General features: G+C 61.4%; 26 protein-coding genes. 8 read left to right on the plus strand and 18 right to left on the minus strand.

What is annotated here, in order from left to right:
- Window positions 1-44: 44 nt before the first annotated feature.
- The 4 genes from phnF to NUH88_RS21825 all read left to right on the plus strand — a co-directional run bounded on the left by phnF (window position 45) and on the right by NUH88_RS21825 (window position 3,508).
- Window positions 45-764: a phosphonate metabolism transcriptional regulator PhnF gene (gene phnF, locus NUH88_RS21810; protein WP_257768974.1), complete on the plus strand. Its 720-nt coding sequence runs from the start codon at window positions 45-47 to the stop codon at window positions 762-764.
- 161 nt (window positions 765-925) lie between these two features.
- The gene (locus tag NUH88_RS21815; RefSeq protein ID WP_257768976.1) at window positions 926-1,591 is read left to right on the plus strand and encodes a cupin domain-containing protein; all 666 of its coding nucleotides are present in this window, start codon (window positions 926-928) and stop codon (window positions 1,589-1,591) included.
- Window positions 1,569-3,269: a thiamine pyrophosphate-binding protein gene (locus NUH88_RS21820; RefSeq protein WP_257768978.1), complete on the plus strand. Its 1,701-nt coding sequence runs from the start codon at window positions 1,569-1,571 to the stop codon at window positions 3,267-3,269. The genes NUH88_RS21815 and NUH88_RS21820 overlap by 23 nt, the downstream gene beginning before the upstream one ends.
- Window positions 3,270-3,361: 92 nt before the next feature.
- Entirely contained in the window at window positions 3,362-3,508 is a 147-nt protein-coding gene (locus NUH88_RS21825) for a hypothetical protein (protein ID WP_257768980.1), read from the plus strand.
- A gap of 3 nt (window positions 3,509-3,511) precedes the next feature.
- On the opposite strand, the gene NUH88_RS21830 is transcribed toward NUH88_RS21825, so the two are convergent.
- Genes NUH88_RS21830 through NUH88_RS21845 form a run of 4 tightly spaced genes read right to left on the minus strand, consistent with a single transcriptional unit; the run spans window position 3,512 to window position 5,524 of the window.
- Window positions 3,512-3,979, minus strand: coding sequence for a periplasmic heavy metal sensor (locus NUH88_RS21830; protein ID WP_257768982.1), 468 nt, complete (start codon window positions 3,977-3,979; stop codon window positions 3,512-3,514).
- On the minus strand, window positions 3,976-4,425 hold the full coding sequence (locus tag NUH88_RS21835) for a hypothetical protein (RefSeq protein ID WP_257768984.1): 450 nt from the start codon (window positions 4,423-4,425) through the stop codon (window positions 3,976-3,978). Before NUH88_RS21835 ends, NUH88_RS21830 begins: the two co-directional genes overlap by 4 nt.
- Window positions 4,425-4,994 (minus strand): sigma-70 family RNA polymerase sigma factor, encoded by a 570-nt coding sequence (locus NUH88_RS21840; protein WP_257768986.1) that lies wholly within the window; start codon window positions 4,992-4,994, stop codon window positions 4,425-4,427. Before NUH88_RS21840 ends, NUH88_RS21835 begins: the two co-directional genes overlap by 1 nt.
- A gap of 35 nt (window positions 4,995-5,029) precedes the next feature.
- On the minus strand, window positions 5,030-5,524 hold the full coding sequence (locus NUH88_RS21845; protein ID WP_257768988.1) for an EF-hand domain-containing protein: 495 nt from the start codon (window positions 5,522-5,524) through the stop codon (window positions 5,030-5,032).
- 188 nt (window positions 5,525-5,712) lie between these two features.
- On the opposite strand from NUH88_RS21845, the gene kce reads away from it, so the two are divergent.
- From kce to NUH88_RS21860, 3 genes are all read left to right on the plus strand, one after another.
- Window positions 5,713-6,651, plus strand: a complete 939-nt coding sequence (kce, locus tag NUH88_RS21850) for a 3,5-dioxohexanoate:acetyl-CoA acetone transferase (RefSeq protein WP_257768989.1) — start codon at window positions 5,713-5,715, stop codon at window positions 6,649-6,651.
- Between the two features lie 4 nt (window positions 6,652-6,655).
- Window positions 6,656-7,462 (plus strand): shikimate dehydrogenase family protein, encoded by an 807-nt coding sequence (locus tag NUH88_RS21855; RefSeq protein WP_257768991.1) that lies wholly within the window; start codon window positions 6,656-6,658, stop codon window positions 7,460-7,462.
- Window positions 7,463-7,590: 128 nt separating this feature from the next.
- A complete protein-coding gene (locus NUH88_RS21860; protein ID WP_257768993.1) occupies window positions 7,591-8,556 on the plus strand; it encodes a response regulator in 966 nt (321 codons plus the stop codon).
- A gap of 62 nt (window positions 8,557-8,618) precedes the next feature.
- Here NUH88_RS21860 and NUH88_RS21865 read toward each other — a convergent pair whose 3' ends face one another.
- From NUH88_RS21865 to NUH88_RS21930, 14 genes are all read right to left on the minus strand, one after another.
- A complete protein-coding gene (locus tag NUH88_RS21865) occupies window positions 8,619-9,416 on the minus strand; it encodes an FAD binding domain-containing protein (protein WP_257768995.1) in 798 nt (265 codons plus the stop codon).
- Between the two features lie 26 nt (window positions 9,417-9,442).
- Window positions 9,443-11,806 (minus strand): xanthine dehydrogenase family protein molybdopterin-binding subunit, encoded by a 2,364-nt coding sequence (locus NUH88_RS21870; protein ID WP_257768997.1) that lies wholly within the window; start codon window positions 11,804-11,806, stop codon window positions 9,443-9,445.
- Between the two features lie 50 nt (window positions 11,807-11,856).
- On the minus strand, window positions 11,857-12,315 hold the full coding sequence (locus NUH88_RS21875; RefSeq protein WP_257768999.1) for a (2Fe-2S)-binding protein: 459 nt from the start codon (window positions 12,313-12,315) through the stop codon (window positions 11,857-11,859).
- 256 nt (window positions 12,316-12,571) lie between these two features.
- Entirely contained in the window at window positions 12,572-13,198 is a 627-nt protein-coding gene (locus tag NUH88_RS21880) for an SRPBCC family protein (protein ID WP_257769001.1), read from the minus strand.
- Window positions 13,199-13,308: 110 nt separating this feature from the next.
- Window positions 13,309-15,018, minus strand: coding sequence for a Na(+)/H(+) antiporter subunit D (locus NUH88_RS21885; RefSeq protein WP_257769002.1), 1,710 nt, complete (start codon window positions 15,016-15,018; stop codon window positions 13,309-13,311).
- Window positions 15,008-15,292 carry a hypothetical protein gene (locus tag NUH88_RS21890; RefSeq protein ID WP_257769004.1) on the minus strand — a complete coding sequence of 95 codons (285 nt, stop codon included), beginning with the start codon at window positions 15,290-15,292 and terminating at the stop codon, window positions 15,008-15,010. Before NUH88_RS21890 ends, NUH88_RS21885 begins: the two co-directional genes overlap by 11 nt.
- A 10-nt stretch (window positions 15,293-15,302) precedes the next feature.
- On the minus strand, window positions 15,303-16,793 hold the full coding sequence (locus tag NUH88_RS21895; RefSeq protein ID WP_257769010.1) for a monovalent cation/H+ antiporter subunit D family protein: 1,491 nt from the start codon (window positions 16,791-16,793) through the stop codon (window positions 15,303-15,305).
- The gene (locus NUH88_RS21900; RefSeq protein ID WP_257769012.1) at window positions 16,790-18,277 is read right to left on the minus strand and encodes a monovalent cation/H+ antiporter subunit D family protein; all 1,488 of its coding nucleotides are present in this window, start codon (window positions 18,275-18,277) and stop codon (window positions 16,790-16,792) included. Before NUH88_RS21900 ends, NUH88_RS21895 begins: the two co-directional genes overlap by 4 nt.
- A complete protein-coding gene (locus tag NUH88_RS21905; protein WP_257769014.1) occupies window positions 18,274-18,672 on the minus strand; it encodes a cation:proton antiporter subunit C in 399 nt (132 codons plus the stop codon). The genes NUH88_RS21900 and NUH88_RS21905 overlap by 4 nt, the downstream gene beginning before the upstream one ends.
- Window positions 18,673-18,675: 3 nt before the next feature.
- A complete protein-coding gene (locus NUH88_RS21910; RefSeq protein WP_257769016.1) occupies window positions 18,676-19,113 on the minus strand; it encodes a Na(+)/H(+) antiporter subunit B in 438 nt (145 codons plus the stop codon).
- A complete protein-coding gene (locus NUH88_RS21915) occupies window positions 19,110-19,697 on the minus strand; it encodes a DUF4040 domain-containing protein (protein ID WP_257769018.1) in 588 nt (195 codons plus the stop codon). The genes NUH88_RS21910 and NUH88_RS21915 overlap by 4 nt, the downstream gene beginning before the upstream one ends.
- Window positions 19,697-20,041 (minus strand): monovalent cation/H(+) antiporter subunit G, encoded by a 345-nt coding sequence (gene mnhG / locus NUH88_RS21920; protein WP_257769019.1) that lies wholly within the window; start codon window positions 20,039-20,041, stop codon window positions 19,697-19,699. The genes NUH88_RS21915 and mnhG overlap by 1 nt, the downstream gene beginning before the upstream one ends.
- Complete coding sequence (locus NUH88_RS21925) at window positions 20,038-20,340, minus strand: MrpF/PhaF family protein (RefSeq protein WP_257769021.1); 303 nt, start codon at window positions 20,338-20,340, stop codon at window positions 20,038-20,040. Before NUH88_RS21925 ends, mnhG begins: the two co-directional genes overlap by 4 nt.
- Window positions 20,337-20,825 carry a Na+/H+ antiporter subunit E gene (locus NUH88_RS21930; RefSeq protein ID WP_257769022.1) on the minus strand — a complete coding sequence of 163 codons (489 nt, stop codon included), beginning with the start codon at window positions 20,823-20,825 and terminating at the stop codon, window positions 20,337-20,339. Before NUH88_RS21930 ends, NUH88_RS21925 begins: the two co-directional genes overlap by 4 nt.
- A 209-nt stretch (window positions 20,826-21,034) precedes the next feature.
- On the opposite strand from NUH88_RS21930, the gene prpB reads away from it, so the two are divergent.
- Window positions 21,035-21,940, plus strand: a complete 906-nt coding sequence (gene prpB / locus NUH88_RS21935; RefSeq protein WP_257769023.1) for a methylisocitrate lyase — start codon at window positions 21,035-21,037, stop codon at window positions 21,938-21,940.
- Window positions 21,941-22,042 lie beyond the last annotated feature (102 nt).

Raw genomic sequence — 22,042 nt, forward strand, 5'->3', positions numbered from 1 at the left:
TGGCACGGCCGGTGAAATTTTGATGACTCTCGGGGGAGTGCCGCGTGATCGAACGAAAAAGTGGTCAGGCTTTGTGGCGCCAGATTGCGACCGACATTTCAAACGCCATCCGCTCGGGCCAATTCGCCCCGGGAAGCAAATTGCCGACGGAAGCCGAGCTGTCGGAACGTTACGGGGTGAACCGGCATACCTTGCGACGAGCGGTCGCTGAGCTTGCCGAGGACGGAGTGATCCGGGTCGAGCAGGGACGGGGGAGTTTCGTTCAGGAGCATGTCCTGGACTATCTCGTCGCGAAGAAGACCCGGTTTTCGGATAACGTCCTGCGCCAAAAAAGAACACCGGGTGGGCGAACCCTGTTGGTCGAGACCGTGGAAGGGGATCCATCGATCCTGAAACAGCTCGAATTGCCGGAAGGAAGCGAGCTTATCCGGCTTGACCGGATCGGCGAGGTCGACGGTCGGCCGATCTCGGTCGGGAGTCATTATTTTCCGGCATCCCGTGTGCCAGGTTTCGCGGGGATTTACGAAGAGCTGGACTCGATCACCCGGACCCTGACCCACCTTGGCCATGGGGAATATACCCGAAAGGTCACGCGAGTGACGGCGTCGATGCCCGATGCCCAGGACGCCGAATGCCTTCAGCAACCGCGCAACCGCCCGGTCCTTATGGTCGAGTCCATCAACGTCACGCCAGACGGCGCGCCGATCGAGTATGGACTTGCAAGATATGCGGCGGATCGTTTCCAGCTCGTGTTCGAGAGCTGATTCCTTTGCTGGAACGATTGTTCGTCACGGATTCGAAAGAAACTGATCGCAAAGCGATCCTTGACCTCGGAAGCGCCACGGGCGAGGTAGTAGCGTCTTTGTAACCCGCGTGAAGCGGGACGATTCAAGGGAGGCGGGCAGCAGACCTGCCGATGGGACCGATGGCGACATCCACCTACGTATTGCGTCTCGTCAAAGACGTTTTCTCTCCACATGCCGTGTCCAAGAGCCTGCCTGACGCGTTCCGGATTCTGTATTGCAATTCCGGCGACCTCGCTTTCGAGGGGGGAGCCGCATTGAGGCCAGACGAGGCTCTGTACATGCGTACGGGCTATGCGCTGCGGGCCGGAACGGAAGGCGGAGAACTCTGGCGCTGGGAAGTCGGCGAATCCGCTGCAGATCCCGATCTCGATCTCGGCGAGGGGATCCGCAGCGAACTCGTGGTGGGCAACCCGGTGCCGAATGTCGAGAAGCTTGAGGACTGGCTGATCCGCTGCGACAGCGTCCTGTTTCCGACCGGCGGCACGGCAGTCCCTCACACCCATATCGGTCCGGGCATCCGCTGCATGCGGAACGGAAAGCTGACGCTCTCGACGGACACCAAGTCGCAGGATTATTACCCCGGCGACGCCTGGTTCGAACCGGGCGGCGAGGCGGTCTGGGCCAATGCCTGCACCGAGGAATGCACGACCTTCATCCGCGTGCTCCTGCTGCCCAAGGATCTGAAGGGCAAAAGCTCGATCCGCTATCTGAACGAAGCGGACCGGCAAAAACCGAAATCACAACGCTATAAGAGTTATGTCGATGAGCTCCTCTCCCTCAAGTAACGGTTCCGGTGCCAGCCGCCTCGGCGGCCATATTCTTGTCGATGCACTGGTGACCGAGGGGGTCGATCTCGTCTTTGGTGTGCCGGGCGAGAGCTATCTCGCGGTGATCGACGGTCTGCAGGAACGGAACGGGATCCGTACCGTGATGTGTCGCCAGGAAGGCGGCGCGGCGATGATGGCGGACGCCTACGGCAAGCTGACCGGCCGCCCCGGCGTCTGCATGGTGACCCGCGGTCCGGGGGCGACCAATGCGAGTGCTGGCGTGCATGTCGCCTTCCAGGATTCGACGCCGATGGTGCTGCTGGTCGGCCAGGTCGCGCGCTGGATGGTCGAGCGCGAGGCGTTTCAGGAAATCGATTACCGCCGGATGTTCGGCCAGATGGCGAAATGGGTGGCCCAGATCGACGACGCGGCCCGCATTCCGGAATATATCAGCCGGGCTTTCCACACCGCCGTGTCAGGCCGTCCGGGCCCCGTGGTTCTGGCGCTGCCGGAAGACATGCTGATGGACTATGCGGAGGCGGCGGAGATCGCGCCGTATGTACCGGTCGAGCCTCATCCGGGCCCGCAGCAGATGGCGGACTTCCGCTCCATGCTGGAGAAAGCCGAACGGCCGCTGATGATTGTCGGCGGCGGGGGCTGGGACCGGGCTGCCTGCGAGCAGATCGAGCAGTTCGCGGTCGCCAACGGGATTCCGGTCGGTGCCTCTTTCCGCTGTCAGGATTATTTCGACAACCGCCATTCGAACTATGTCGGCCATGTCGGAATCGGCATCGACCCGTCGCTCGCCGCCCGCGTGCGCGAAAGCGACATGGTGATTGCGCTCGGTACCCGGCTCGGTGAGATGACCACCGGCGGGTATTCACTCTTCGATATCCCGCGCCCGAAACAGGGGCTGGTCCATATCCACGGCAGTGCCGAGGAGCTTGGCCGGGTCTATCAGGGCGATCTGCTGATCAACGCCATGCCGCGGAGTTTCGCGGCGGCGCTGGCGTCCATGGAGCCGGTCGACGGCAGCGCGCGCGCGGAGGACATCGCCCAGGGCCATGCCGACTATCTCGCGACGCTGGAGCCGTCTCCGGTCCCGGGGGATGTGCAGATGGGCGAGATCGCGGCCTGGCTTAACAAGACCCTGCCGGAAGATGCGATCATCACCAACGGGGCCGGCAATTACGCTACCTGGATGCACCGCTATTATCAGTATCGTGGCTTCCGCACCCAGCTCGCGCCGACCAGCGGGTCCATGGGATATGGCCTGCCGGCGGCCGTCGCCGCGGCTCTGGTCCATCCTGACCGGGTCGTCGTGTCGATGAACGGCGACGGTTGCTTCATGATGCATGGCCAGGAACTGGCGACCGCGATCCAGCATGGCGCAAAACTGATCGTCATCGTGATCAATAACGGTATGTACGGCACCATCCGGATGCATCAGGAACGGGAATTCCCGGGCCGGGTGAAGCATACCGAGCTGCAGAACCCGGACTTTGCCGCGCTTGCCCGCGCCTATGGCGCGAACGGGGAGACGGTGCTGGAAACCTCGGAATTCGCGCCGGCTTTCGAACGGGCGCTTGCCGCCGACAAGCCGACCCTGATCGAGGTGAAGATCGATCCGGAAGCGATAACGCCGAAAACGACGCTTTCGGCGATCCGCGCGGCCGCGCTCTCCAAAGCCGACTGACTTCACGCAAGGTCCCGTCCTCGCGTCTATCCGATTGGAGTGGCATCGATCATGATGCCGCCCGTTTTCGTCGGACGCGGAGGAGTAGATCCATGCGAGCGCGGAGATGGTTGATGTGGGAACTGGAGCGGGAACGCCACGAGATGCCGCTCTGGCCTTTTTACTGGTTCGCCCCCCTGAGCCAGGTCGAGGCGGTTATTCTGGAAGCCCTGAGAGTGCGGCGAAACGTGGTCCGCTGAACCTCAGTCGTCGTCAAATCGGCGTTTACGGTCGAGCTTCTCGACAAGTTTGCGGCGCTGCTCGGGCGTCAGCTCTTCCATGATTTCGATCATGAAACTGTGCGTCTCGGCACGCATCCGGTCATGTACCGCACTCATACGATCCAGCGCCACCAGATAGGCCTCCCTGTCGAACGGCTCCTGGATCAGGATGTCGCGGATCTCGCGCCGACTTTCGCGGGACTCCCTGAAGGTCTCCTGCATCGCATCGTGATGCCGCTCGAGGCGCTCCCGAATCTCTGGCGTCAAGCTGTCTCCGAGCGTGTACTCGATGATCTTGGACATCGGTTTGCCGTGCCGGGGGCCGTCATGCGGGCCCCTGTGCCAGTCCCACCGGTCCCATCGCCCGACGGACATGCCGGCGACAAAGAGGTTGAAAGCGACAGAGACGAACAGCAGCAGCGCGAGTGTACGGGTCCGTGTCCAGGTCATTGGTCTATCTCCAGCGCGTCGGCACCGAGTGCCCGCTCAACGATCGTCAGTTGGTCTGTGTAGGCGGTCGAGGCTTCCGTAGCGGATAGGTCGTCGATATTCACGCCGACGAGGAACCCGGCCAGGCTGGCGACAGCAAGGCCCGCCGCCGGCTGCCAGAGTCCTCCGAACGGCCAGAGCGAGTTCAGCAAGCCGCGAATGTCGAACCCGCCACCCTGTTCCAGAATCGGATCGCGCATGAAACCGGTGTCGTGGAGCTCGGCGTCGTTCATGAAGCCGTCGAGCAGCGCGTCGAGTTCGGAACTCGCGTGCAACACTGGCGAGAGATCCGGTGTTTTCGACAGGAGGGCAAGGGCCGCGTCGCGCTCTTGCTCCGGCCATCTCTCCAGATTTCCGCCAAACGCGTCGGCGAGCTCCCGGAAGCGGGTAATGGTCATCTCGGTCATCAATGCTCTCCAACTGCCGTTCTGGCATAGGCATCCGGTTGTTGTTCCCGGACGATCTCCTTCAGTTTCGCACGCGCTCGCCGGAGCAGGGATTCCAGTGCGTCGACACTGATCTCCATCGTATTCGCGACCTCATCGGCGGTCATGTCTTTCAAGTGAAAGAGAGAGACCGCAATCCTCTGACGTTCGGGAAGCCGGGCGACGGCGTCGTGAATACCCGTTTCGGCGCGTTTCCTGGCCAGTTGCTGTTCCGGGTTGGGTTTCGTGTCCTCGAACTCCCGCCCTTCTATATCGACGGTCGGCCGTCTGGCTCTCAACCGGTCTATGCAGAGATTGTGCACGATCCTGTAGATCCATGATTTCGCACTGCCGTCCGGGTTCCAGCGTGGTGCGTTGCTCCATACTCGGGCGAAACACTCCTGCAGGATCTCGTCGGCGTCGCTACGGTTGCCGAGCATACGGTACGCGAACGCGGATGCCGGACCGCGATGGCGGTACACAAGCCTGTCGAATGCCGCCCGGTCGCCGTTGGCGACCAGGCTGAGCAGGTCGTTATCCGACTCGGCCATGCGTGTTTCCGGTATCCTGTTGGATTGATCGCCTATTAGTGCCGGTAACCCCGGCCGTCGCAAGAGCCGCCAAATTTGCCGCCCTGCCTTCCGGCATGAGGTCCCCGCATCTCGGTGACTTCTTCCAGCGTGACGACGCCGTCCCGATCGCTGTCCATACGCCGCATCATGAAGGAGTCGGCGCGGGCATATTCTTCGGTCGTGACCACGCCGTCACCGTCGGAGTCGAGCCGGTCGAGCATGCGCGCCATCCGTTTCATGCGGACTTCCTTTCGGGCAGCGTCCATCTCCTCGGCGCTGATCGTACCGTCATTATCGGTATCGATAGCGGCGGCGCGGGCGCCCCGGGCCTGATACATTTCGGCCTTGGTGAGCTTCTGGTCGCCGTTGGCGTCCGCTTCCTTGAACCGCTCCAGCATTTCGGCCTTGTGCTCGGCCGCGCCTTGGCCGCCGCGCATTCCGTGGCTTTCGGCAACGGTCGGCAGCAGAATCGCGGTACCGAGCAGGGCGGCGACAATCATCTTTTTCATTTGAGCAGATCCTTTGTCTCGTTAACCCGTTCCTTGTGAGCGGGATAACCTTTCAAACGACGGCGGATCCGGAATCCGTCGCACGGGTGAGAAAAAAATCTCTCGTGCCGCCGCGGCGCTTTTAAAGCGCTGGGGTGGGGAGTAGCCTGCAAGCGGTTCAACGGCTTGATAAAAAACTGGAGGAAGCGATGGCCGCGGCAAACAACAAAGTGATTATTACCTGCGCGGTGACGGGATCGATTCATACCCCGACGATGAGCCCGCATCTGCCGCTGACGCCGGACGAGATCGCGAAGGATGCGATCGCCGCCGCCGAGGCCGGCGCCTCCATTCTCCATCTACATGCGCGTAATCCCGAGGACGGCAGCCCGACGCCGGATCCGGACATGTTTATGCAGTTCCTGCCGCGCATCAAACAGTCCTGCGATGCCGTTGTGAACATCACCACCGGCGGCGGGCACGGAATGTCTCTGGAAGAGCGGCTCGCAGCGGCTTTTCGCGCCAGCCCGGAGATGACCTCGCTGAATATGGGCTCGATGAATTTCGGCCTGTTCCCGATCCTCGACAAGATCAAGGACTTCCAGCATCCCTGGGAGCCGCAGTTCCTGGAAAACTCCCGCGATTTCATCTTCCGCAACACGTTCAAGGATATCGAGTACATCCTGAAGGAGCTGGGCGAGGGGCACGGGGTGCGTTTCGAGTTCGAATGCTACGATGTGGGCCATCTCTACACGCTGGCGCATTTCGCCGACCGTGGTCTGGTGAAGCCGCCATTCTTCGTGCAGACGATCTTCGGCATCCTCGGCGGTATCGGTGCGGACGAGGAAAACCTCATGCATATGCGCCGCATCGCCAACAAGCTGTTCGGTGACGATTACCAATGGTCCGTGCTGGCGGCCGGACGTCACCAGATGAATTTCTGCACCATGGCTGCGATGCTCGGCGGCAATGTCCGGGTCGGCCTCGAAGACAGTCTCTTCATCTCGAAAGGCAAGCTGGCGGAGAGCAACGCGGATCAGGTGGCGAAGATCAAGCGCATCGTCGAGGATCTGTCGCTCGAGGTGGCCACACCGAAGGAGGCCCGCGAGATGCTCGCACTCAAAGGCGGCGACCAGGTGAAGTTCTGAACCCATGGCAGCAACCCTCGACGTAACGGGGAGAACGCGCGTTTACGGTTGTATCGCGGATCCGATCGATCACGTGCGCGCTCCCATGGTCTTTAATCCGCTCTTCGAGGATCGCGGCATCGATGCCGTTATGGTTCCGGTGCATGTCGCGCCGGACCGCCTCGGGGAAGCCGTGGCGGGTCTAAAAGCACAGCTCAATTTCGGCGGTATGGCGGTAACCGTTCCGCACAAGCTTTGCCTGATGGAGCTCTGCGACGAAGTCGGGCGGCAGGGACAGCTGGTCGGGGCGGTCAATGCGGTCAAGTTCGACTCACGGCGCAGGATGATCGGGGATAATTTTGACGGTGCCGGGTTCGTCGCCGGCATGCGTGCGGAGGGATATGAGGTTGGCGGCCGATCCGTTCTCCAGCTCGGCGCCGGCGGTGCAGGACGCGCCATCGCCTTCGCTCTTGCCGATGCCGGAGTGTCGCGCCTGGTGATCCATAACCGGACGCGCGAGAAAGCGGAGGAATTGGCATCCGCGGTCTTAACTGCTTACCCGGAGGTTCCGGTAAGTGTCGGCGATGCCGATCCGGACGGATGTGACATCCTGGTCAATACGACATCGATCGGTTTGCATTCTGAAGATCCCCTGCCGCTCGACGGTTCGCTGTTGCGAGCGGACCTGCTGGTCGCCGAGATCATCATGATTCCGGAGCGGACGAAGCTTCTCGAAGCGGCGATTGAGAAAGGGGCAAAGGTTCACTACGGAAGACATATGCTCGATCATCAGATCGAACTCATCGGTGAATTTCTCGGCTGTTTTCCGTAAAAGTGTGACGAATTGGCACCATAAAGTACACAGAACGCACGCTAGTGGACTGATTTCTGGTCTTTTGCCGAAAAATTGTGTCTTCTCAAACGGTTTGGTAAGCAGGCCTGGGACCGAGTGGGAGGTCTATGAGCAAAGAGGCTTCTAAAGCGGATCTTTCGCAAATCCGCATCGCTCTCTGCGGTCTGAATCGGCAGGTCCTTCTGCCTGTGCGCTCCGAGTTGATGGAACTCGGGTATCGTAGTGCCGAATGGATACGCTCCGACGAGGCGCTGCGCCTGTGGACCCAGCAGGGGATCCCGGATCTCATCGTTGCCGATCATCAGTTAGATGACGGTGCGGCAGTCAAGACCGTCCGGGAAATCCGGAACGGGGATCTGGGCGCCAACCCTTTCGCCGTTGTGATCATGACGACATGGGCCAATGATCCGGAGAACGTGCGCGAGGCGATCAATAGCGGCGTCGACGATCTACTGGTTGCCCCCTATTCGACGGGACAGCTACTGGAGCGCATCAAGAAACTGATAACGGACCGCAAGCCTTTCATCGCAACAAGCGATTATGTCGGGCCCGAAAGGCGCCGCGATCCCGCGCGTAAGAGTGAGATTCCAACTTTCGAGCCGCCGAACACGCTGCGGATGCGTCAGGAGGGCGAACAGGTGGACGCGGCCGCTCTCAAGGAACAGATCGAGGCCAGCAACACGCAGATTCAGGAAGAGAAACTCCGGCGCATCGGGTTCCAGATCTCTTTTCTCGTCGATCTCGCTTTACCGAAATTCGGCGTCGGGGAGTTCGATCAGGATACCAAGGAGCATCTAGATAGACTGGCGATGATGAGTGGCGAGGCGGTCCAGCGGTTGGACGGGACGCAGTACGAGGGAATTTCTCAGCTCTGCAAGTCGATGCACAAACTCGCGAAGCGGATTGCCGCCGATCCCTCGGCGGCGTCGGCGGACGATGTCGAACTTCTGAAACCCTTGTCCCGCGCCATTCTCGAAGCGTTCTTCCCGTCCGAGAGCACTGGCGACCTCGTCAGCCAGATCGCCGGTGCGATCAACAGCTACAACGACCGCAAGAACCGTTTTTCCGGCTAATTGGACCGAAATTGAAAGGCCCCGGACATTGTCCGGGACCTTTCAGATGATTTTCCGGCGGATTAGCCGGCCTTGGCGACAGCCCGCTTCGCCATCACCGTAATCAGGTGCGCGCGGTAGGCTGCGCTGGCGTGGATATCTGCGTTCAGATCGTCTTCCGCCACCTTGATTCCGGAAACCGCGTCGGCAGAGAAATTACCTGAAAGGGCGCTTTCCATCTCCGGCACCCGGAAGACGCCGTCCTGACCCGCGCCGGTCACGGCGACACGCGCGCCGCCGCCGGTCTGGGCGACGAATACGCCGACAAGGGCGTAGCGCGAGGCCGGATTTGGGAACTTTTCATATGCCGCCTTGCTCGGCACCGGGAAGGAGATCTTGGTGATGATCTCGTCTTCCGCCAGCGCGGTTTCGAAGAGGCCCGTGAAGAAATCGTCTGCGGAGATTTCACGTTGGCTCGTGTGGATGGTCGCGCCGAGGGCCAGACAGGCAGACGGGTAATCTGCAGCGGGATCGTTGTTGGCGACCGAGCCGCCGATCGTGCCCATGTTCCGGACCTGCGCGTCGCCGATATTGTCGGCGAGCTCCGCGAGGGCCGGGATCGCGGACTTCACGTCAGCGGAGGACGCAACCTCGGCATGCTTGGTCATGGCGCCGATGGTCACGGTATTTCCCGAAACCGTGATGCCTTTCAGCTCGCCGACACCGGAAAGGTCGATCAGGTCGGACGGGCTTGCCAGCCGCTGTTTCAGGGTCGGGATCATGGTCTGGCCGCCGGCGAGCAGCTTGCCGTCATCCGCGCCCTTCAGGGCGCTGACCGCGTCGGCGACGCTGCCCGGTTTGTGATGCTCGAACTCATACATCGTCAGGGTTCCTTCCTGGCTATCGCTTACTCGGCCGCCTGCAGGGCAGACCAGATCTTCTCCGGCGTCGCCGGCATGCTTATATCGCGCACGCCCTTGTCCCAGAGCGCGTCGATGACGGCGTTGATCACCGCCGGCGGGGAGCCGATGGCTCCGACCTCGCCGACGCCTTTCACGCCGAGAGTGTTGTGGGTACAGAGCGTGCTCTGCGTCGCCACGTTGAAGGACGGCAGATTGTCGGCCCGCGGCATGGTGTAGTCCATGAAGGAGCCGGTCACCAATTGGCCGCTTTCGTCATAGACTGCGTTCTCGAGCAGCGCCTGCCCGATCCCTTGGGCGACACCGCCATGCACCTGGCCTTCGACGATCATCGGATTGATGACCCGGCCGATATCGTCGACCGCGGTGAAGTTCACGACCTCAACCGTGCCGGTATCCGGATCGATCTCGACCTCGCAGATATGGCAGCCTCCCGGATAGGTGAAGTTGGCGGGATCGTAGAACGCCTTCTCGTCCAGGCCCGGCTCAAGTTCGTCATGCGGGAAGTTGTGCGGAACGTAGGCTGTCAGCGCCACGTCGCCGAAGGCCATGGAGCGGTCGGTACCGGCGACGGTGAAGTTGCCGTCCTTGAACTCGATGTCCTCGGCCGAGGCTTCGAGCACATGGGCCGCGATTTTCTTCGCCTTGTCGATGATCTTGTCCACGGCACGGATCAGCGCTTCGCCGCCGACCGCGAGCGAGCGGGACCCGTAGGTTCCCATCCCGAACTGCACCTTGTTGGTGTCGCCGTGGCTGATCTCGATATTCTCCAGCGGCAAGCCGAGCCGGTCGGAGACGAGCTGAGCGAAGGTCGTCTCGTGCCCTTGGCCGTGGCTGTGTGTGCCGGTGAACACCGTGACGGAGCCGGTCGGATGGACCCGGACCTCGGCGGACTCGTAGAGCCCGGCACGGGCGCCGAGCGAGCCGACGACGGCCGACGGCGCGATGCCGCAGGCCTCCAGATAGGTCGAGAAGCCCATGCCGCGGAGCTTGCCTCGGCTTGCCGCCTCGGCTTTGCGGGCCGCGAAACCGTCAACGTCCGCGATCTTGGTCGCGGAGGAGAGGGTCGCCTCGTAGTCGCCGCTGTCATACTGCAGCGCGACCGGGGTCTGGTAGGGGAAGGCGTCGGCCGGAATGAAATTCCGGCGGCGGATCTCCACCTTGTCGATCCCGGTCTCGCGCGCCGCCTGATCGACGATGCGCTCGAGCAGGTAGGTAGCTTCCGGCCGTCCGGCGCCGCGATAGGCGTCGACCGGCACGGTGTTGGTGAAGATCGCCTTCACATTGGCGTGGATCACCGGCGTGGTGTAGGTGCCGGCGAGCAGCGTTGCCGAGAGATAGGTCGGAACGCAAGGCGCGAAGGTGGAGAGATAGGCACCCATATTGGCCTTGGTCTGCACCTTGAGCGCCAGGAACTTGCCGTCCTTGTCGAGGGCCAACTCGGCGTGGCTGATATTGTCCCGGCCATGGGCGTCGGAGATGAAGCTCTCGGCCCGTTCCGCGACCCATTTGATCGGCCGACCGACTTTGGGCGCTGCCCAGGTGACGATGGCCTCCTCGGCGTAGTGATAGATCTTGGAGCCGAATCCGCCGCCGACATCCGGCGCTACGACACGCAGCTTGTGCTCCGGAATGGAGAGCACGAAGGCGCCCATGAGCAGGCGAATCACGTGCGGGTTCTGGCTCGTTGTGTAGAGCGTGTATTCGCCCGTCGCCGGATCAAATTCGCCGACCGCGGCGCGCGGTTCCATCGCGTTCGGGACCAAGCGGTTGTTCACCAGGTCGATCTTGGTGACGTGTGCCGCCTTCGCGATCGCCGCATCCACCTCGGCTTCGTCGCCGATCTCCCAGTCGAAGCAGAGATTGGTGCCGATCTCGTCATGCACCAGGCTCTTGTCCGTGAGCGCCGCGTCCATCGTTGCGGCCGAGGGTAGGATCTCGTAACCGACCTCGATCATTTCCGCGGCGTCCTTGGCCTGTGCGTAGGTATCCGCGATCACGACCGCGACCTGATCGCCGACATAGCGGACCTTGCCCTGAGCGAGTGGCGGGTGGCCGGGCTCGTGCATCGGCGTGCCGTCCTTGGAATGGACCTGCCAGCCGCAGGGCAGGGAGCCGACCTGCATGTCCTCGCCGGTAAAGACCGCCAGCACGCCGCTCGCGGCCTTGGCAGCGGATGTGTCGATCGACGTGATCTTCGCATGCGCGTGGGGGCTGCGCAGAATATAGGCGTAGCTCTGGCCCGGACGGTCGATATCGTCCGTATAGTGGCCTTTACCTGTCAGAAATCTGAAATCCTCGATCCGCTTCACCGAAGCGCCGATACCCGTACCGTTATTCCCGTCCGGCATTTTATCCTCCCTCATCCTGAAGCGGTTGTTCCGCTATTATTTTCAGGTATTTAGACGCCGGCGGCCTGTTGCACCGCCTTGACGATATTGTGGTAACCCGTGCAGCGGCAGATGTTGCCTTCGAGCCATTCTCGAATTTCGTGCTCGCTCGGTTTCGGGTTCTTCTGCAAGAGGTCTACCGCGCTCATCACCATGCCGGGAGTGCAGAAACCGCACTGCAGGCCGTGATTATCCCGGAAGGCTTCCTGCATCGGATGCAGCGTGTCGCCGTCGGCAAGTCCCTCGATCGTCGTAACGTCGGCACCATCGGCCTGAACCGCCAGCATGGTGCAGCTCTTCACCGAATTGCCGTTCACATGGACGACGCATGCTCCGCACTGGCTGGTGTCGCAGCCGACATGGGTGCCGGTCAGACGCAGCTGTTCGCGGATAAATTGAACAAGAAGCGTGCGCGGCTCAACATCTCCGCTGACAGCTTTCCCGTTCACCGTCATGGATACGGTGGTCATATTGTCTCTCCCTGCAATCTCCCCAAGGCGTCGCTAGGGTCGACGCCCTCGGATCCCAAGATCCTGAATATGCCGAAAAGTTCGCGCCTTCCGACCTTGGCGCTCAGTCTCACAGCCAATCGCGGTCGAGGTCAAGCGACGATAGAAGCGACGGCACATTCGTGATCGGGAGGTATCCGTTCGAATGAAAAACGGCGCGTGGACCGAGCCACACGCCGTTATGGACCGGCCGTCTCCGGCCGGGAAATTCAACCGCTTAGAAGGAAAGCGCGGTCATGGCGAACCAGATGAGGCTGCCGATCGCGACGACCGTCGTCAGCGCCGCCGTCCAGTGCAGGCCGTGATACTCGTTTTCCGCCGGGATGCCGTCTTTGGTCATGTCCTTGTCCTTCCCATGATCTGCCGTAACCGGGGCGGATGCCTCCGCCGCCGGCGCTTCGCTACCTTCTCCAACGACCTCGCTGAAGGTCTTGAAGAAATCGTTCGCCATTTTTTTCGCGGTCGAGTCGATCAGCCGCGCCCCAATCTGGGCGAGCTTGCCGCCGACCTGTGCGTTGACCTCGTATTTGAGCATCGTGCCGCCGTCGGCATCTTCCAGCGCCACCTTGGCACCGCCCTTTGCGAAACCGGCTGCTCCGCCTTTGCCCTCGCCGCTGATCGTGTAGCCGTTCGGCGGGTCGATGTCCGAGAGGGTCACCGCACCGGCGAAGCGTGCTTTCACCGGTCCGACCTTGGCCGCGACTTTCGCGTCGAAACCGGTGTCAGAAGTCCGGTTCACTTCCTCGCACCCGGGGATGCATTGCTTGAGCACCTCGGGATCGTTCAGCGCCTCCCATACTTTTTGCCGGGGCGCGGGGACGAGATACTCGCCGCTCATGTCCATGGTGACGAACCTTTCTGCAAGAATCCAAAACCTGCGGCGAAGCCCTTAACACTTTTCCTGCGACCGTTCCAGATCGGCACGGAATATTGCAACCAGTGCAATATCCGCCGTCAAACGGCCGAATAGCTGACCACCAAGGCAACCAGCAGCAAGATTGCAACGAGGGCGACCGCGTTTCCGGTTCCGACCATGCGGCCATAGAGCCCGCCGGGCGCGAAAATTTCCGCAGAAAGCGATATGGCTGCACCAATGACGGTTCTTCCCACATTGGTGACATGGACATAACCGGTGTCGATCGCGCGGCCGAGCGCGAGGAGCTGACGCGGAAGCAAGCGCCGATAGACCCAGTCGAAATCGAGATTGGTCGATTTCAGCTCCGGCGGGTAGATCCGGGTGAGCATCAGCACGGTGAAGGCCAGTGCGGAGAACATAAGCAACTGGAGTTGTGTGATCACGTGCGACGTCGTGTAAGGGACATAATCGACATCGTAGGGCAGCAGCGCATAGAGAGGTTCCGGCCAGACGCCGATTCCGACGCAAAGTACCGCTGCGGCACCCATCGCGAGCAGCATGTTAACGGGCGCTTCTTTAGGGCGCTGGCCGCTGTCATGGGCGAAGAATGCGAAATAGGGAATCTTGATGCCGGAGTGGTGGAACACGCCGGCCGAGGCGAAGAGCAGGACACCCCAGACGAACCAGTATCCCTCCTTGCCGCTCGCCGACATGATCAGTGATTTCGAGACGAAGCCGGAAAACAGCGGGAAAGCGGAGATCGAGGCGGCGCCGACGACGCAGAAGATCATCGTCAGAGGCATGGTCTTGTAGAGCCCGCCGAGCTCCGAGCCCTTGCAGGTCCCGGTTCGGAACAGCACCGCGCCCATCGACATGAAGAGCAGTGCTTTATAGAGAATATGGCAGAAGGCATGCGCCGCCGTGCCGTTCAGCGCCAGCTCGCTGCCGATGCCGACCCCCACAACCATGAAGCCGAGCTGGTTGTTCAGGCTGTAGGCCAGCACACGCCGGAGGTCGTTCTCGATGACGGCATAGAAGATCGGAAAGGCGGTCATCGCCGCGCCGATCCAGATCAGCATCTCCGTGCCGGCGAAACCGCGGGCGAGAGTGTAGACCGCGAGCTTGGTGGTAAAGGCGGAGAGCACGACCGTGCCGGTCACCGTCGCTTCGGCATAGGCGTCCTGCAGCCAGTTATGCAGCAGCGGGAAGGCACACTTGATGCCGAAGGCGAGCAGGATCAGCGGCGCGCCGGGCGCATCGAGGCCGAGATGGTCGAAAGCGATCGAGCCGGTCGCGTTCACGTGAACGATCAGCCCGGTCAGGAGGATGACGCCGGAGCCGACCTGAATGATCAGATAGCGCATGCCGGAACGGAAGGCGCTGTCGGTCCCGCTCGCCCAGATCAGGAAGACGGAGGAGATCGCCGTCAGCTCCCAGAACACAAAGAGCGAGATCATGTCTCCCGCGAGCGCGGCGGCAATGGCGCTGCCGGCATACACCTGAGCCGCGGTGCGCTGCACCGGGTCTTCCTCGTGCCAGGCGTAGAGGTTTCCGAGGATCGCCGCGATCATGAAGATCGTCGCGAAAATCCGGGAAAGATTGTCTATCCGGAGCAGCTCCAGTTCGAAACCCAGGAAGCTGATGGCGCCATGCGATCCGTCCGGAAGCATGAAGATGTAGGCAAGGAGGACGGCCGGGAGGGCGAGCACGTAGATCCGCGCCACCCTAGCGCCGATGAACGGCACGAGAAGGCCGCCGAGCGCCAAAAGGATGCCCGGGCTCATGGGGAAGAGGAGATCAGCGATCATTGTCATAATAATCCTCGTCCCGCATCAGGAAGACCCGCATGAGCTTGGCGGCCAGAACCAGCCCGACGCACATGACGAAGCCGTAGATCGCGTAGAAGCCGAACCAGGACTCGGCCGCGAAGTAGGGATGCTTGTGATAGAAGGCGTCCGCGACGAAGAGCAGCGCGCAGATCGCGACGAGCGCATAGACGATCTTCTTCACATTCGCCGGATTGTCGAGCCAGCGCGGCTCTTCGCCGGCGGGTTTAGAGTGATGTTGGCTATGCTCGCTCATGACACCGGCCTCATTCGACGATCAGGCGCAGCAACGCGATGATCGCGTCGGCGTAGAAGAACAGGACGAAACAACCGAAAGCGGTCAGACACGGCGGCAGCACGCAGAGCAGTGGCGCCTCTTGAATGCCGCTCTTGGACGGAGCAACCGCGGCGCCGGCCGAGGCGGTCGCAAGTCCCGGCGCCGGTCGGAAGAAGCCTTTTGCAACGATCGGCATCAGGTAGGCGATATTGAGCAACGAGCTGACCATGTAAACGCCCACGACAATCAGCATGCCGGTCTCCGCGGCGCCGAGCGCCAGATACCACTTGCTCCAGGTTCCGGCGAGCGGCGGCAGGCCGATGATCGAGAAGGCGCCGATGCAGAAGGCCGCGAAGGTGAAGGGCATCTTGCGCCCAAGCCCCTGCATGTCGCTGATTTCGGTCTTGTGGGTGGCGACATAGATCGCGCCGGCGCACATGAAGAGGGTAATCTTGCCGAAGGCGTGGGTGGCAATGTGCAGCGCGCCGCCGAGGATCGCGTAATGGTTCGCGAGCGCCGCGCCGAGCACGATATAGGCGAGCTGGCTGATCGTCGAATAGGCGAGCCGGGCCTTCAGATTGTCCTTGCTCATCGCCACGAGCGAGGCCGCCAGAAGGGTGAACGAGGCGACCCAGATCAGCCAGTTCGACGCTCCGGTCTCGGCGAGGAAGTCGATGCCGAAAATATAGACCACGACTTTCAGCACGGTGAACACACCGGCCTTCACCACGGCGACGGCATGGAGCAGGGCGCTGACCGGGGTCGGCGCGACCATGGCGGAGGGGAGCCAGCGATGGAACGGCATCAGGGCCGCCTTGCCGATCCCGAACATGTAGAGCGCGAGCAGGAACGGCAGAAGTACCGGGTCGACCTTGCCGGAAAGGATGCCGCCGGCGGTGAAATCCAGTGTTCCGGCGGCGATCCAGGTCCAGATGATGGCGGCCAGCTGCAGGCCGATCGAGGTCCCGATCAGGATCCCGAGATAGATCCGCGCGCCCCGCTTCGCCTCCTCGGTCTCCTTGTGCGCGACCAGAGGATAGGTCGAGAGCGTGAGAACTTCGTAGAACACGAAGAGCGTGAACATGTTGCCCGCGAAGGCGATGCCCATGGCGCTGGAGATCGCGACGGTGAAGCACATGTAGAAGCGGGTCTGCTTCTTCTCGCCGTTGCCACGCATGTAGCCGATGGAATAGAGCGAGTTCACGATCCAGAGGCCGGACGCGATGCAGGCGAACAGCATGCCGAGCGGCTCGACCTCGAAGGAGAGCGAGAGGCCCGGCATCACCTCGATCAGATCGATGCTCGGCCGCGCGCCGTCGAGCACGTCGCTCAGCAGAGAGAGAACGATTGCAAAGAGTGCCACGGCCGTCACCAGCGTGACCGCTTCGCGCAGATTTGGCGATTTTCCGGTGAGCGCGATCAGCATCATGCCGACGAGCGGCAGGAAAAGGGTGGCGAGGATGGCGGTTTCGGCACTCATTGCATCGCCCCCACGAGACCTTCTGCGGCGACACGGGCGACGGACACAGTAAAGTCGGCCTCAATACCGAAATAAAGATTGGCGCCGACGAGCACCCAGGTCGGTATCAGCATCGAGAGCGGCGCTTCCGTGACCGTCCGGCCGGGCACCGGTTCCTTGAGATAGGCGGTTTCGACGACCCGCCAGACATAGATCACCGCGAGCAGCGAACTGGCGACGATCAGAGCGACAATCCACCAGGCTTCCTGCTCAAGCGCGGCTTGGATCAGGTACCACTTGCTGATGAAGCCGACGGTCAAGGGTACGCCGATCAGGCTGAGCCCCCCGACCACAATGGCACTCATGGTCCAGGGCATCTGCCGGCCGATCCCGGCGAGGTCGCCGATATTGACCGAGCGGACCCGGAAGAAGACGCAGCCGAGCGCCATGAACAGCGCCCCCTTCATGAGCGCATGGTTGAATAGATGCAGCGTGGTCGCCATTACACCGGTCACGCTGAGGAACCCGAAGCCGAGCACCATGTAGCCGATCTGCGCGACGCTTGAGTAAGCCAGCATGCGTTTCAGATTGTATTGGTAGATCGCCGCAATCGACCCCGCGAACATGCCCGCGAGGGCGAGTGGAATGCCGACGGTTCCCGCCATCGGCGCGAGCAGCCCGGAACCGGTCCCGAACACCGTGAAGGAGAAGCGCAGCATCAGGTAGACGGCGGCCTTGGTCGCGGTCGCGGCCAGGAAGGCGGTTACCGCGCTCGGCGCATGGGTGTACGCGTTCGGAAGCCAGGCATGAAGCGGGAACAGGGCGAGCTTCAGCGCCAGCCCGACAACGACAAAAGCGAAGGCCACGTCGACAGTCCGGGTTTCCTCGATATCCGCCAGCCGGTTGGCAATGTCGGCCATGTTCAGGCTACCGGTCGCCATGTAGAGCAGCCCGATGCCGATAACGAAGAAGGTCGCGCCGACAGTCCCGAGGATCAGGTAATTGTAGGCCGCGGTCAGCGCCCGGCGGTCCGTCGAGGCGCCGGCCGCAACAAGCACGTAGGTCGAGAGCGACGAGACCTCGAGAAAGACGAAAACGTTGAAGGCGTCCGCCGTCGCCGTGATCCCGAGCAGCCCTGTCAGGCAAAGCAGGTAGGCGGTGTAGAGCAGGCTGTGCAGCTTCTCTGGCACTTCCGCCTCGAAGCTGCGCTTGGCGAATGGCAGTACGATCGAGGAAATGCCGGAAATGATCAGCAGGACGATGCCGTTGCTGGCGTCGACACGGTACTCGATGCCCAGGGGCGCAGCCCATCCGCCGAGTTCGTATACGAGCGGACCACTGGCCATGACCGTCTGCAGCAGGTGGATCGAGCAGAGAAACGCACCGATGCTGACGGCCAAGGTGAACAGCCAGGCGAGATTCCGTATTCGGAGCAGGGAACAGACTGGCGCGGCGATCAGCGGTCCGACGACCTGAAGGACGGGAAGATGCTCGGCGCCGATCATTGTGCCTCTCCCTTTGAGCCCGATTGCTCAGCCTTCATGACGGCGATGTTGAGGTCTTCCAGCTCGTCTTCCTCAATCGTGTTGTAGCTCTCCCTGATCCGCACCACGAGGGCGAGACCGAGCGCGGTCGTCGCGATACCAACCACGATGGCGGTGAGGATCAGCACATGCGGCAACGGGTTGGAGAAAAGTTCCGTCTCGCCCGTCAGGATGGGCGCGGTGCCGCCTTCGGCCTTGGCAAGCGAGATGTAGAAGAGGAAGACCGAGGTCTGAAAGACATTCAGCCCGACCAGTTTTTTCACCAGATTGCCGCGGGAGATGACGATGTAGAGCCCGAACAGCATCAGGGCGACGACGACCCAGTAGTTATATTTGTCGAGTATGAGCTCAAGCATGGCTTACCAGTCGTCGTCCTGAATGTCGTCGGTGCGTCCGGCATAGGCGAAAAAGACCGCGATCATCACCGCGGTCACCGTCACGCCGACGCCGAATTCCACGACCAGAATGCCGAGATGCTGGCCGCCGGTCGGCGTCGAGGCGAGGACGTCGTAATCTAGATAGGTGCCGCCGAGCAGGAGCGAGGCGATACCGGTCGCGGCATAGATCAGCAGCCCGAGTGGAACCAGGATCGCGAGCCAGCTTGCCGGGAAGGCCTTGCGGGCGGTTTCCACACCGTAGATCAGGGCGTAGAGGATGAAGGCCGCTGCAAAGATCACACCTGCCTGAAATCCTCCGCCCGGCCCGTAATCGCCGTGGAACTGAACATAGAGCGCATAAAGCAGGATGAAGGGGATCAGCAGCTTGGAGACCACGCGCAGGATCAGGTGATGCCTCATGCCTCGTCCCCCGGAGCCTTAGGGCCGGTCTCGGTGGCATCGTCTTCTCTCCGCTTTCGCCCGATCAGGAACATGACCCCGATACCGGCGGTGAAGATCACCGCGACTTCGCCGAGCGTATCGAAACCGCGGTAGCTCGCCAGGATTGAGGTCACGATATTCGGCACCTGAATATCGTCGCGCGATCCGGCGATATATTCCGGAACGATGTGATTGAATCCGGCGGCCTCGATCGAGCCGAATGGCGGCATGTCGACGGTACCGTAAATGAGTGCCGCACCCACTGCGAGGCAAACCAGTATCGGTCCGATATGGAGCTTCACCGCATGCTTCTCGCTCCGCCGGGTCAGCGTCATCGCGCCGAGCATCAGAACCGTGGAGATTCCGGCGCCGACCGCGGCTTCGGTGAAGGCCACGTCCACGGCGTCGAGCGTCACGAAGAGAGCTGCGGTGATCAGACTGTAGATGCCTGAAAGCATCGCGGTCGCGAAAAGATGGCGGGAGCGCATGATGCCGATCGCGGTGATCGTCAGCAGCGTCATCAGCGCGATATCGATCAGAATGTTCACAAGGCCGGTTTGCATCACACGTCCTCCTTCGAGGTCCGGCGCAGGTCTTTCTCGGGCACTCCGTAGGGGCGCAGGCCGACGGAGTTTGCCGCGTTGGCGAGGGCGTGGGTCGCTGTCGGGCTGGTGAAGAAAATGAAAAGCGAGATCATCAGCAGCTTTACGGTGGCCAGAGACCATCCGGCCTGCAGCATCATGCCGATCAGCAGCAGTTCCATTCCCATCGTGTCGGTGATCCCCGCGGCATGCAGACGCGTATAGAAATCCGGTAGCCGGAGCATGCCGAGGGTTCCGATAAAGACGAAGAAGACCCCGGCCAGGATGAAGCCCCAGGAGAGGATATCGATTACGATCTCCATCATGCGGCCCCTCCGTCGCCATTCCCGTTCCCGGTCTCTCCGGCGATGCCGAGATTGCGGTAACGGAAGAATTTCAGGATCGCGATGGTGCCGACGAAATTCATCAGAGCATAGAGCAGGGCGATATCGAGAAAGTCCGGGCGCCCGCCGATGAAGCCGAGCACCGCGATCAGTAGAACCGTCTTGGTGCCGAAGCTGTTGCCGGCGAGCACGCGGTCATAGAGGGTCGGTCCCATCAAGCCGCGCGCGAGAGCCATCAGCATGGGAATGATCAGGCCGGCTGCGGCTGCGGCAAACATCATCGGATCCTGGCCTCCACGGCCGTTATGCGGTCATCCATGTCGCTTTGCAGCAGTCCCTCGGCCATTTCGTTAGTGATCGCATGTACGAGGATTTCGTCATCCTCGATATCGACGGTTACTGTGCCAGGAGTGAGCGTGATTGAATTCGCAAAAGTAGCGATGCCGACATCGGTCTTCTGCGTGGCTTTCACCCGCACCATTCGAGGCGATATCTCCAGCTTCGTAGAGAGCACGATTTTTGCGACGTCGATATTCGCCTTGCCGATTTCCTTGGCGAGCCAGATCCAGTACCGAATCAGGCGAGGACGAAGATTGATGGAAACCGGATTGCCGTCGATCCGGTCCATGCGCAGGGCGAGAAAGACTGTAAGGACCACCGAGGCTACGCCAAAGCCAAGGACCAGTTTATGGTCCAGGCTTACGGAGCCGGATAGCAGCATCCAGAAGGCGGCGAGGCTCACCCCAAGACTTATGATGTGCCCCATCGATGCGCCCCCCCTTGAGCAACCCAACCAGACTCGTTTGCCTCGCTTGGCGTGCTCTGGTGTACCAGGAACCAATCCGACAGTAAGGCAATGATGTCAATATAATGACGACATTTCTGGGAGAAAGGTGTTTATCGGATAGCAGAGTCGGAAACGAAAAAAACCGGCTTAATCAAGCATGTGGCACCCGGTAGTGGGAGGAATGAAAAATGACATGGCTTCTGGAGAACGCGGCGCTGCGACCGGCCGGCGATCGGCTGGCGGCCCTTTGGGAGCGCCCCGGGATTCTTCGCATTCCCGGTGCGCACGACCCGTTTTCCGCAGTTGTCGCCAGAGATACCGGATTCGAGACACTCTATCTCTCGGGCGGAGCCCTCTCGGCCAGTCTTGCGCTCCCGGACCTGGGTATGATGACGATGGAAGAACTCATAGGGCAGGTCCGCGGTATAGTTCGTGCTTCCCGTTTGCCGCTCGTGGTCGATGGTGACACCGGATACGGCGAGGCGCTGAACGTGATGCGTCTCTGCCGGGAGTTGGAAGAGGCAGGTGCCGCAGCGGTCCAGCTCGAGGACCAGGTGCTGCCGAAGAAATGCGGGCATCTGTCCGACAAACTCTTGAACGATACGGACTCAATGTGCGCGAAGATCGCCGCTGCTCGAAAGGCGCGGCGGTCGCTTCGTATCATTGCACGGACCGATGCCATGGCATCGGAAGGGCTTGAAGCGGCGATCGCGCGCGCGCAGTCCTACGTTGCGGCCGGTGCCGATGCGATCTTTCCCGAAGCTCTGACCGACGAGGGGCATTTCAGGGCATTCGCGGAGGCTCTGGACGTACCGTTGCTCGCCAATATGACGGAGTTTGGGAAGACGCCCTATTACACGGCCGAACAGTTCGAGGCTTGGGGGTTCAAGATGGTGATCTGGCCGGTCACGTCGATGCGCGCCGCCGCCGGGATTGTTCGGGACTTGTATGCCCATCTCGCGGAGTTTGGTGGCCAAGAGGGATTCCTCGATCGGCTGATGGCACGGAAGGACATCTACAAACATATCGGTTACGCGGATTACGAGTCGCTCGATGGAAGCATCGCGGCAAGTGTCGTGCCCGAGGTGGATTGAGTTTTTGCTGTTTTCCGCCAGAAAATTGTCTCCATGACAAGTTTTGCGTGGTAGCTCCTGCATAAATAGGTCAGAAATGCTGTCCTGTTTTGTTGCTCAAGG

Origin of the sequence: Nisaea acidiphila, assembly GCF_024662015.1 — a bacterium.
In the GTDB taxonomy this organism is placed as follows: domain Bacteria; phylum Pseudomonadota; class Alphaproteobacteria; order Thalassobaculales; family Thalassobaculaceae; genus Nisaea; species Nisaea acidiphila.

Bases quoted from the DNA above. Each gene is read 5' to 3' on its own strand.
- NUH88_RS21815 (WP_257768976.1), top strand. From the start codon at position 926: ATGGCGACATCCACCTACGTATTGCGTCTCGTCAAAGACGTTTTCTCT.
- NUH88_RS21820 (WP_257768978.1), top strand. From the start codon at position 1,569: ATGAGCTCCTCTCCCTCAAGTAACGGTTCCGGTGCCAGCCGCCTCGGC.
- NUH88_RS21825 (WP_257768980.1), top strand. From the start codon at position 3,362: ATGCGAGCGCGGAGATGGTTGATGTGGGAACTGGAGCGGGAACGCCAC.
- NUH88_RS21830 (WP_257768982.1), bottom strand. From the start codon at position 3,979: ATGACCTGGACACGGACCCGTACACTCGCGCTGCTGCTGTTCGTCTCT.
- NUH88_RS21835 (WP_257768984.1), bottom strand. From the start codon at position 4,425: ATGACCGAGATGACCATTACCCGCTTCCGGGAGCTCGCCGACGCGTTT.
- NUH88_RS21840 (WP_257768986.1), bottom strand. From the start codon at position 4,994: ATGGCCGAGTCGGATAACGACCTGCTCAGCCTGGTCGCCAACGGCGAC.
- NUH88_RS21845 (WP_257768988.1), bottom strand. From the start codon at position 5,524: ATGAAAAAGATGATTGTCGCCGCCCTGCTCGGTACCGCGATTCTGCTG.
- kce (WP_257768989.1), top strand. From the start codon at position 5,713: ATGGCCGCGGCAAACAACAAAGTGATTATTACCTGCGCGGTGACGGGA.
- NUH88_RS21855 (WP_257768991.1), top strand. From the start codon at position 6,656: ATGGCAGCAACCCTCGACGTAACGGGGAGAACGCGCGTTTACGGTTGT.
- NUH88_RS21860 (WP_257768993.1), top strand. From the start codon at position 7,591: ATGAGCAAAGAGGCTTCTAAAGCGGATCTTTCGCAAATCCGCATCGCT.
- NUH88_RS21865 (WP_257768995.1), bottom strand. From the start codon at position 9,416: ATGTATGAGTTCGAGCATCACAAACCGGGCAGCGTCGCCGACGCGGTC.
- NUH88_RS21870 (WP_257768997.1), bottom strand. From the start codon at position 11,806: ATGCCGGACGGGAATAACGGTACGGGTATCGGCGCTTCGGTGAAGCGG.
- NUH88_RS21875 (WP_257768999.1), bottom strand. From the start codon at position 12,315: ATGACCACCGTATCCATGACGGTGAACGGGAAAGCTGTCAGCGGAGAT.
- NUH88_RS21880 (WP_257769001.1), bottom strand. From the start codon at position 13,198: ATGGACATGAGCGGCGAGTATCTCGTCCCCGCGCCCCGGCAAAAAGTA.
- NUH88_RS21885 (WP_257769002.1), bottom strand. From the start codon at position 15,018: ATGATCGCTGATCTCCTCTTCCCCATGAGCCCGGGCATCCTTTTGGCG.
- NUH88_RS21890 (WP_257769004.1), bottom strand. From the start codon at position 15,292: ATGAGCGAGCATAGCCAACATCACTCTAAACCCGCCGGCGAAGAGCCG.
- NUH88_RS21895 (WP_257769010.1), bottom strand. From the start codon at position 16,793: ATGAGTGCCGAAACCGCCATCCTCGCCACCCTTTTCCTGCCGCTCGTC.
- NUH88_RS21900 (WP_257769012.1), bottom strand. From the start codon at position 18,277: ATGATCGGCGCCGAGCATCTTCCCGTCCTTCAGGTCGTCGGACCGCTG.
- NUH88_RS21905 (WP_257769014.1), bottom strand. From the start codon at position 18,672: ATGCTTGAGCTCATACTCGACAAATATAACTACTGGGTCGTCGTCGCC.
- NUH88_RS21910 (WP_257769016.1), bottom strand. From the start codon at position 19,113: ATGAGGCATCACCTGATCCTGCGCGTGGTCTCCAAGCTGCTGATCCCC.
- NUH88_RS21915 (WP_257769018.1), bottom strand. From the start codon at position 19,697: ATGCAAACCGGCCTTGTGAACATTCTGATCGATATCGCGCTGATGACG.
- mnhG (WP_257769019.1), bottom strand. From the start codon at position 20,041: ATGATGGAGATCGTAATCGATATCCTCTCCTGGGGCTTCATCCTGGCC.
- NUH88_RS21925 (WP_257769021.1), bottom strand. From the start codon at position 20,340: ATGATGTTTGCCGCAGCCGCAGCCGGCCTGATCATTCCCATGCTGATG.
- NUH88_RS21930 (WP_257769022.1), bottom strand. From the start codon at position 20,825: ATGGGGCACATCATAAGTCTTGGGGTGAGCCTCGCCGCCTTCTGGATG.
- prpB (WP_257769023.1), top strand. From the start codon at position 21,035: ATGACATGGCTTCTGGAGAACGCGGCGCTGCGACCGGCCGGCGATCGG.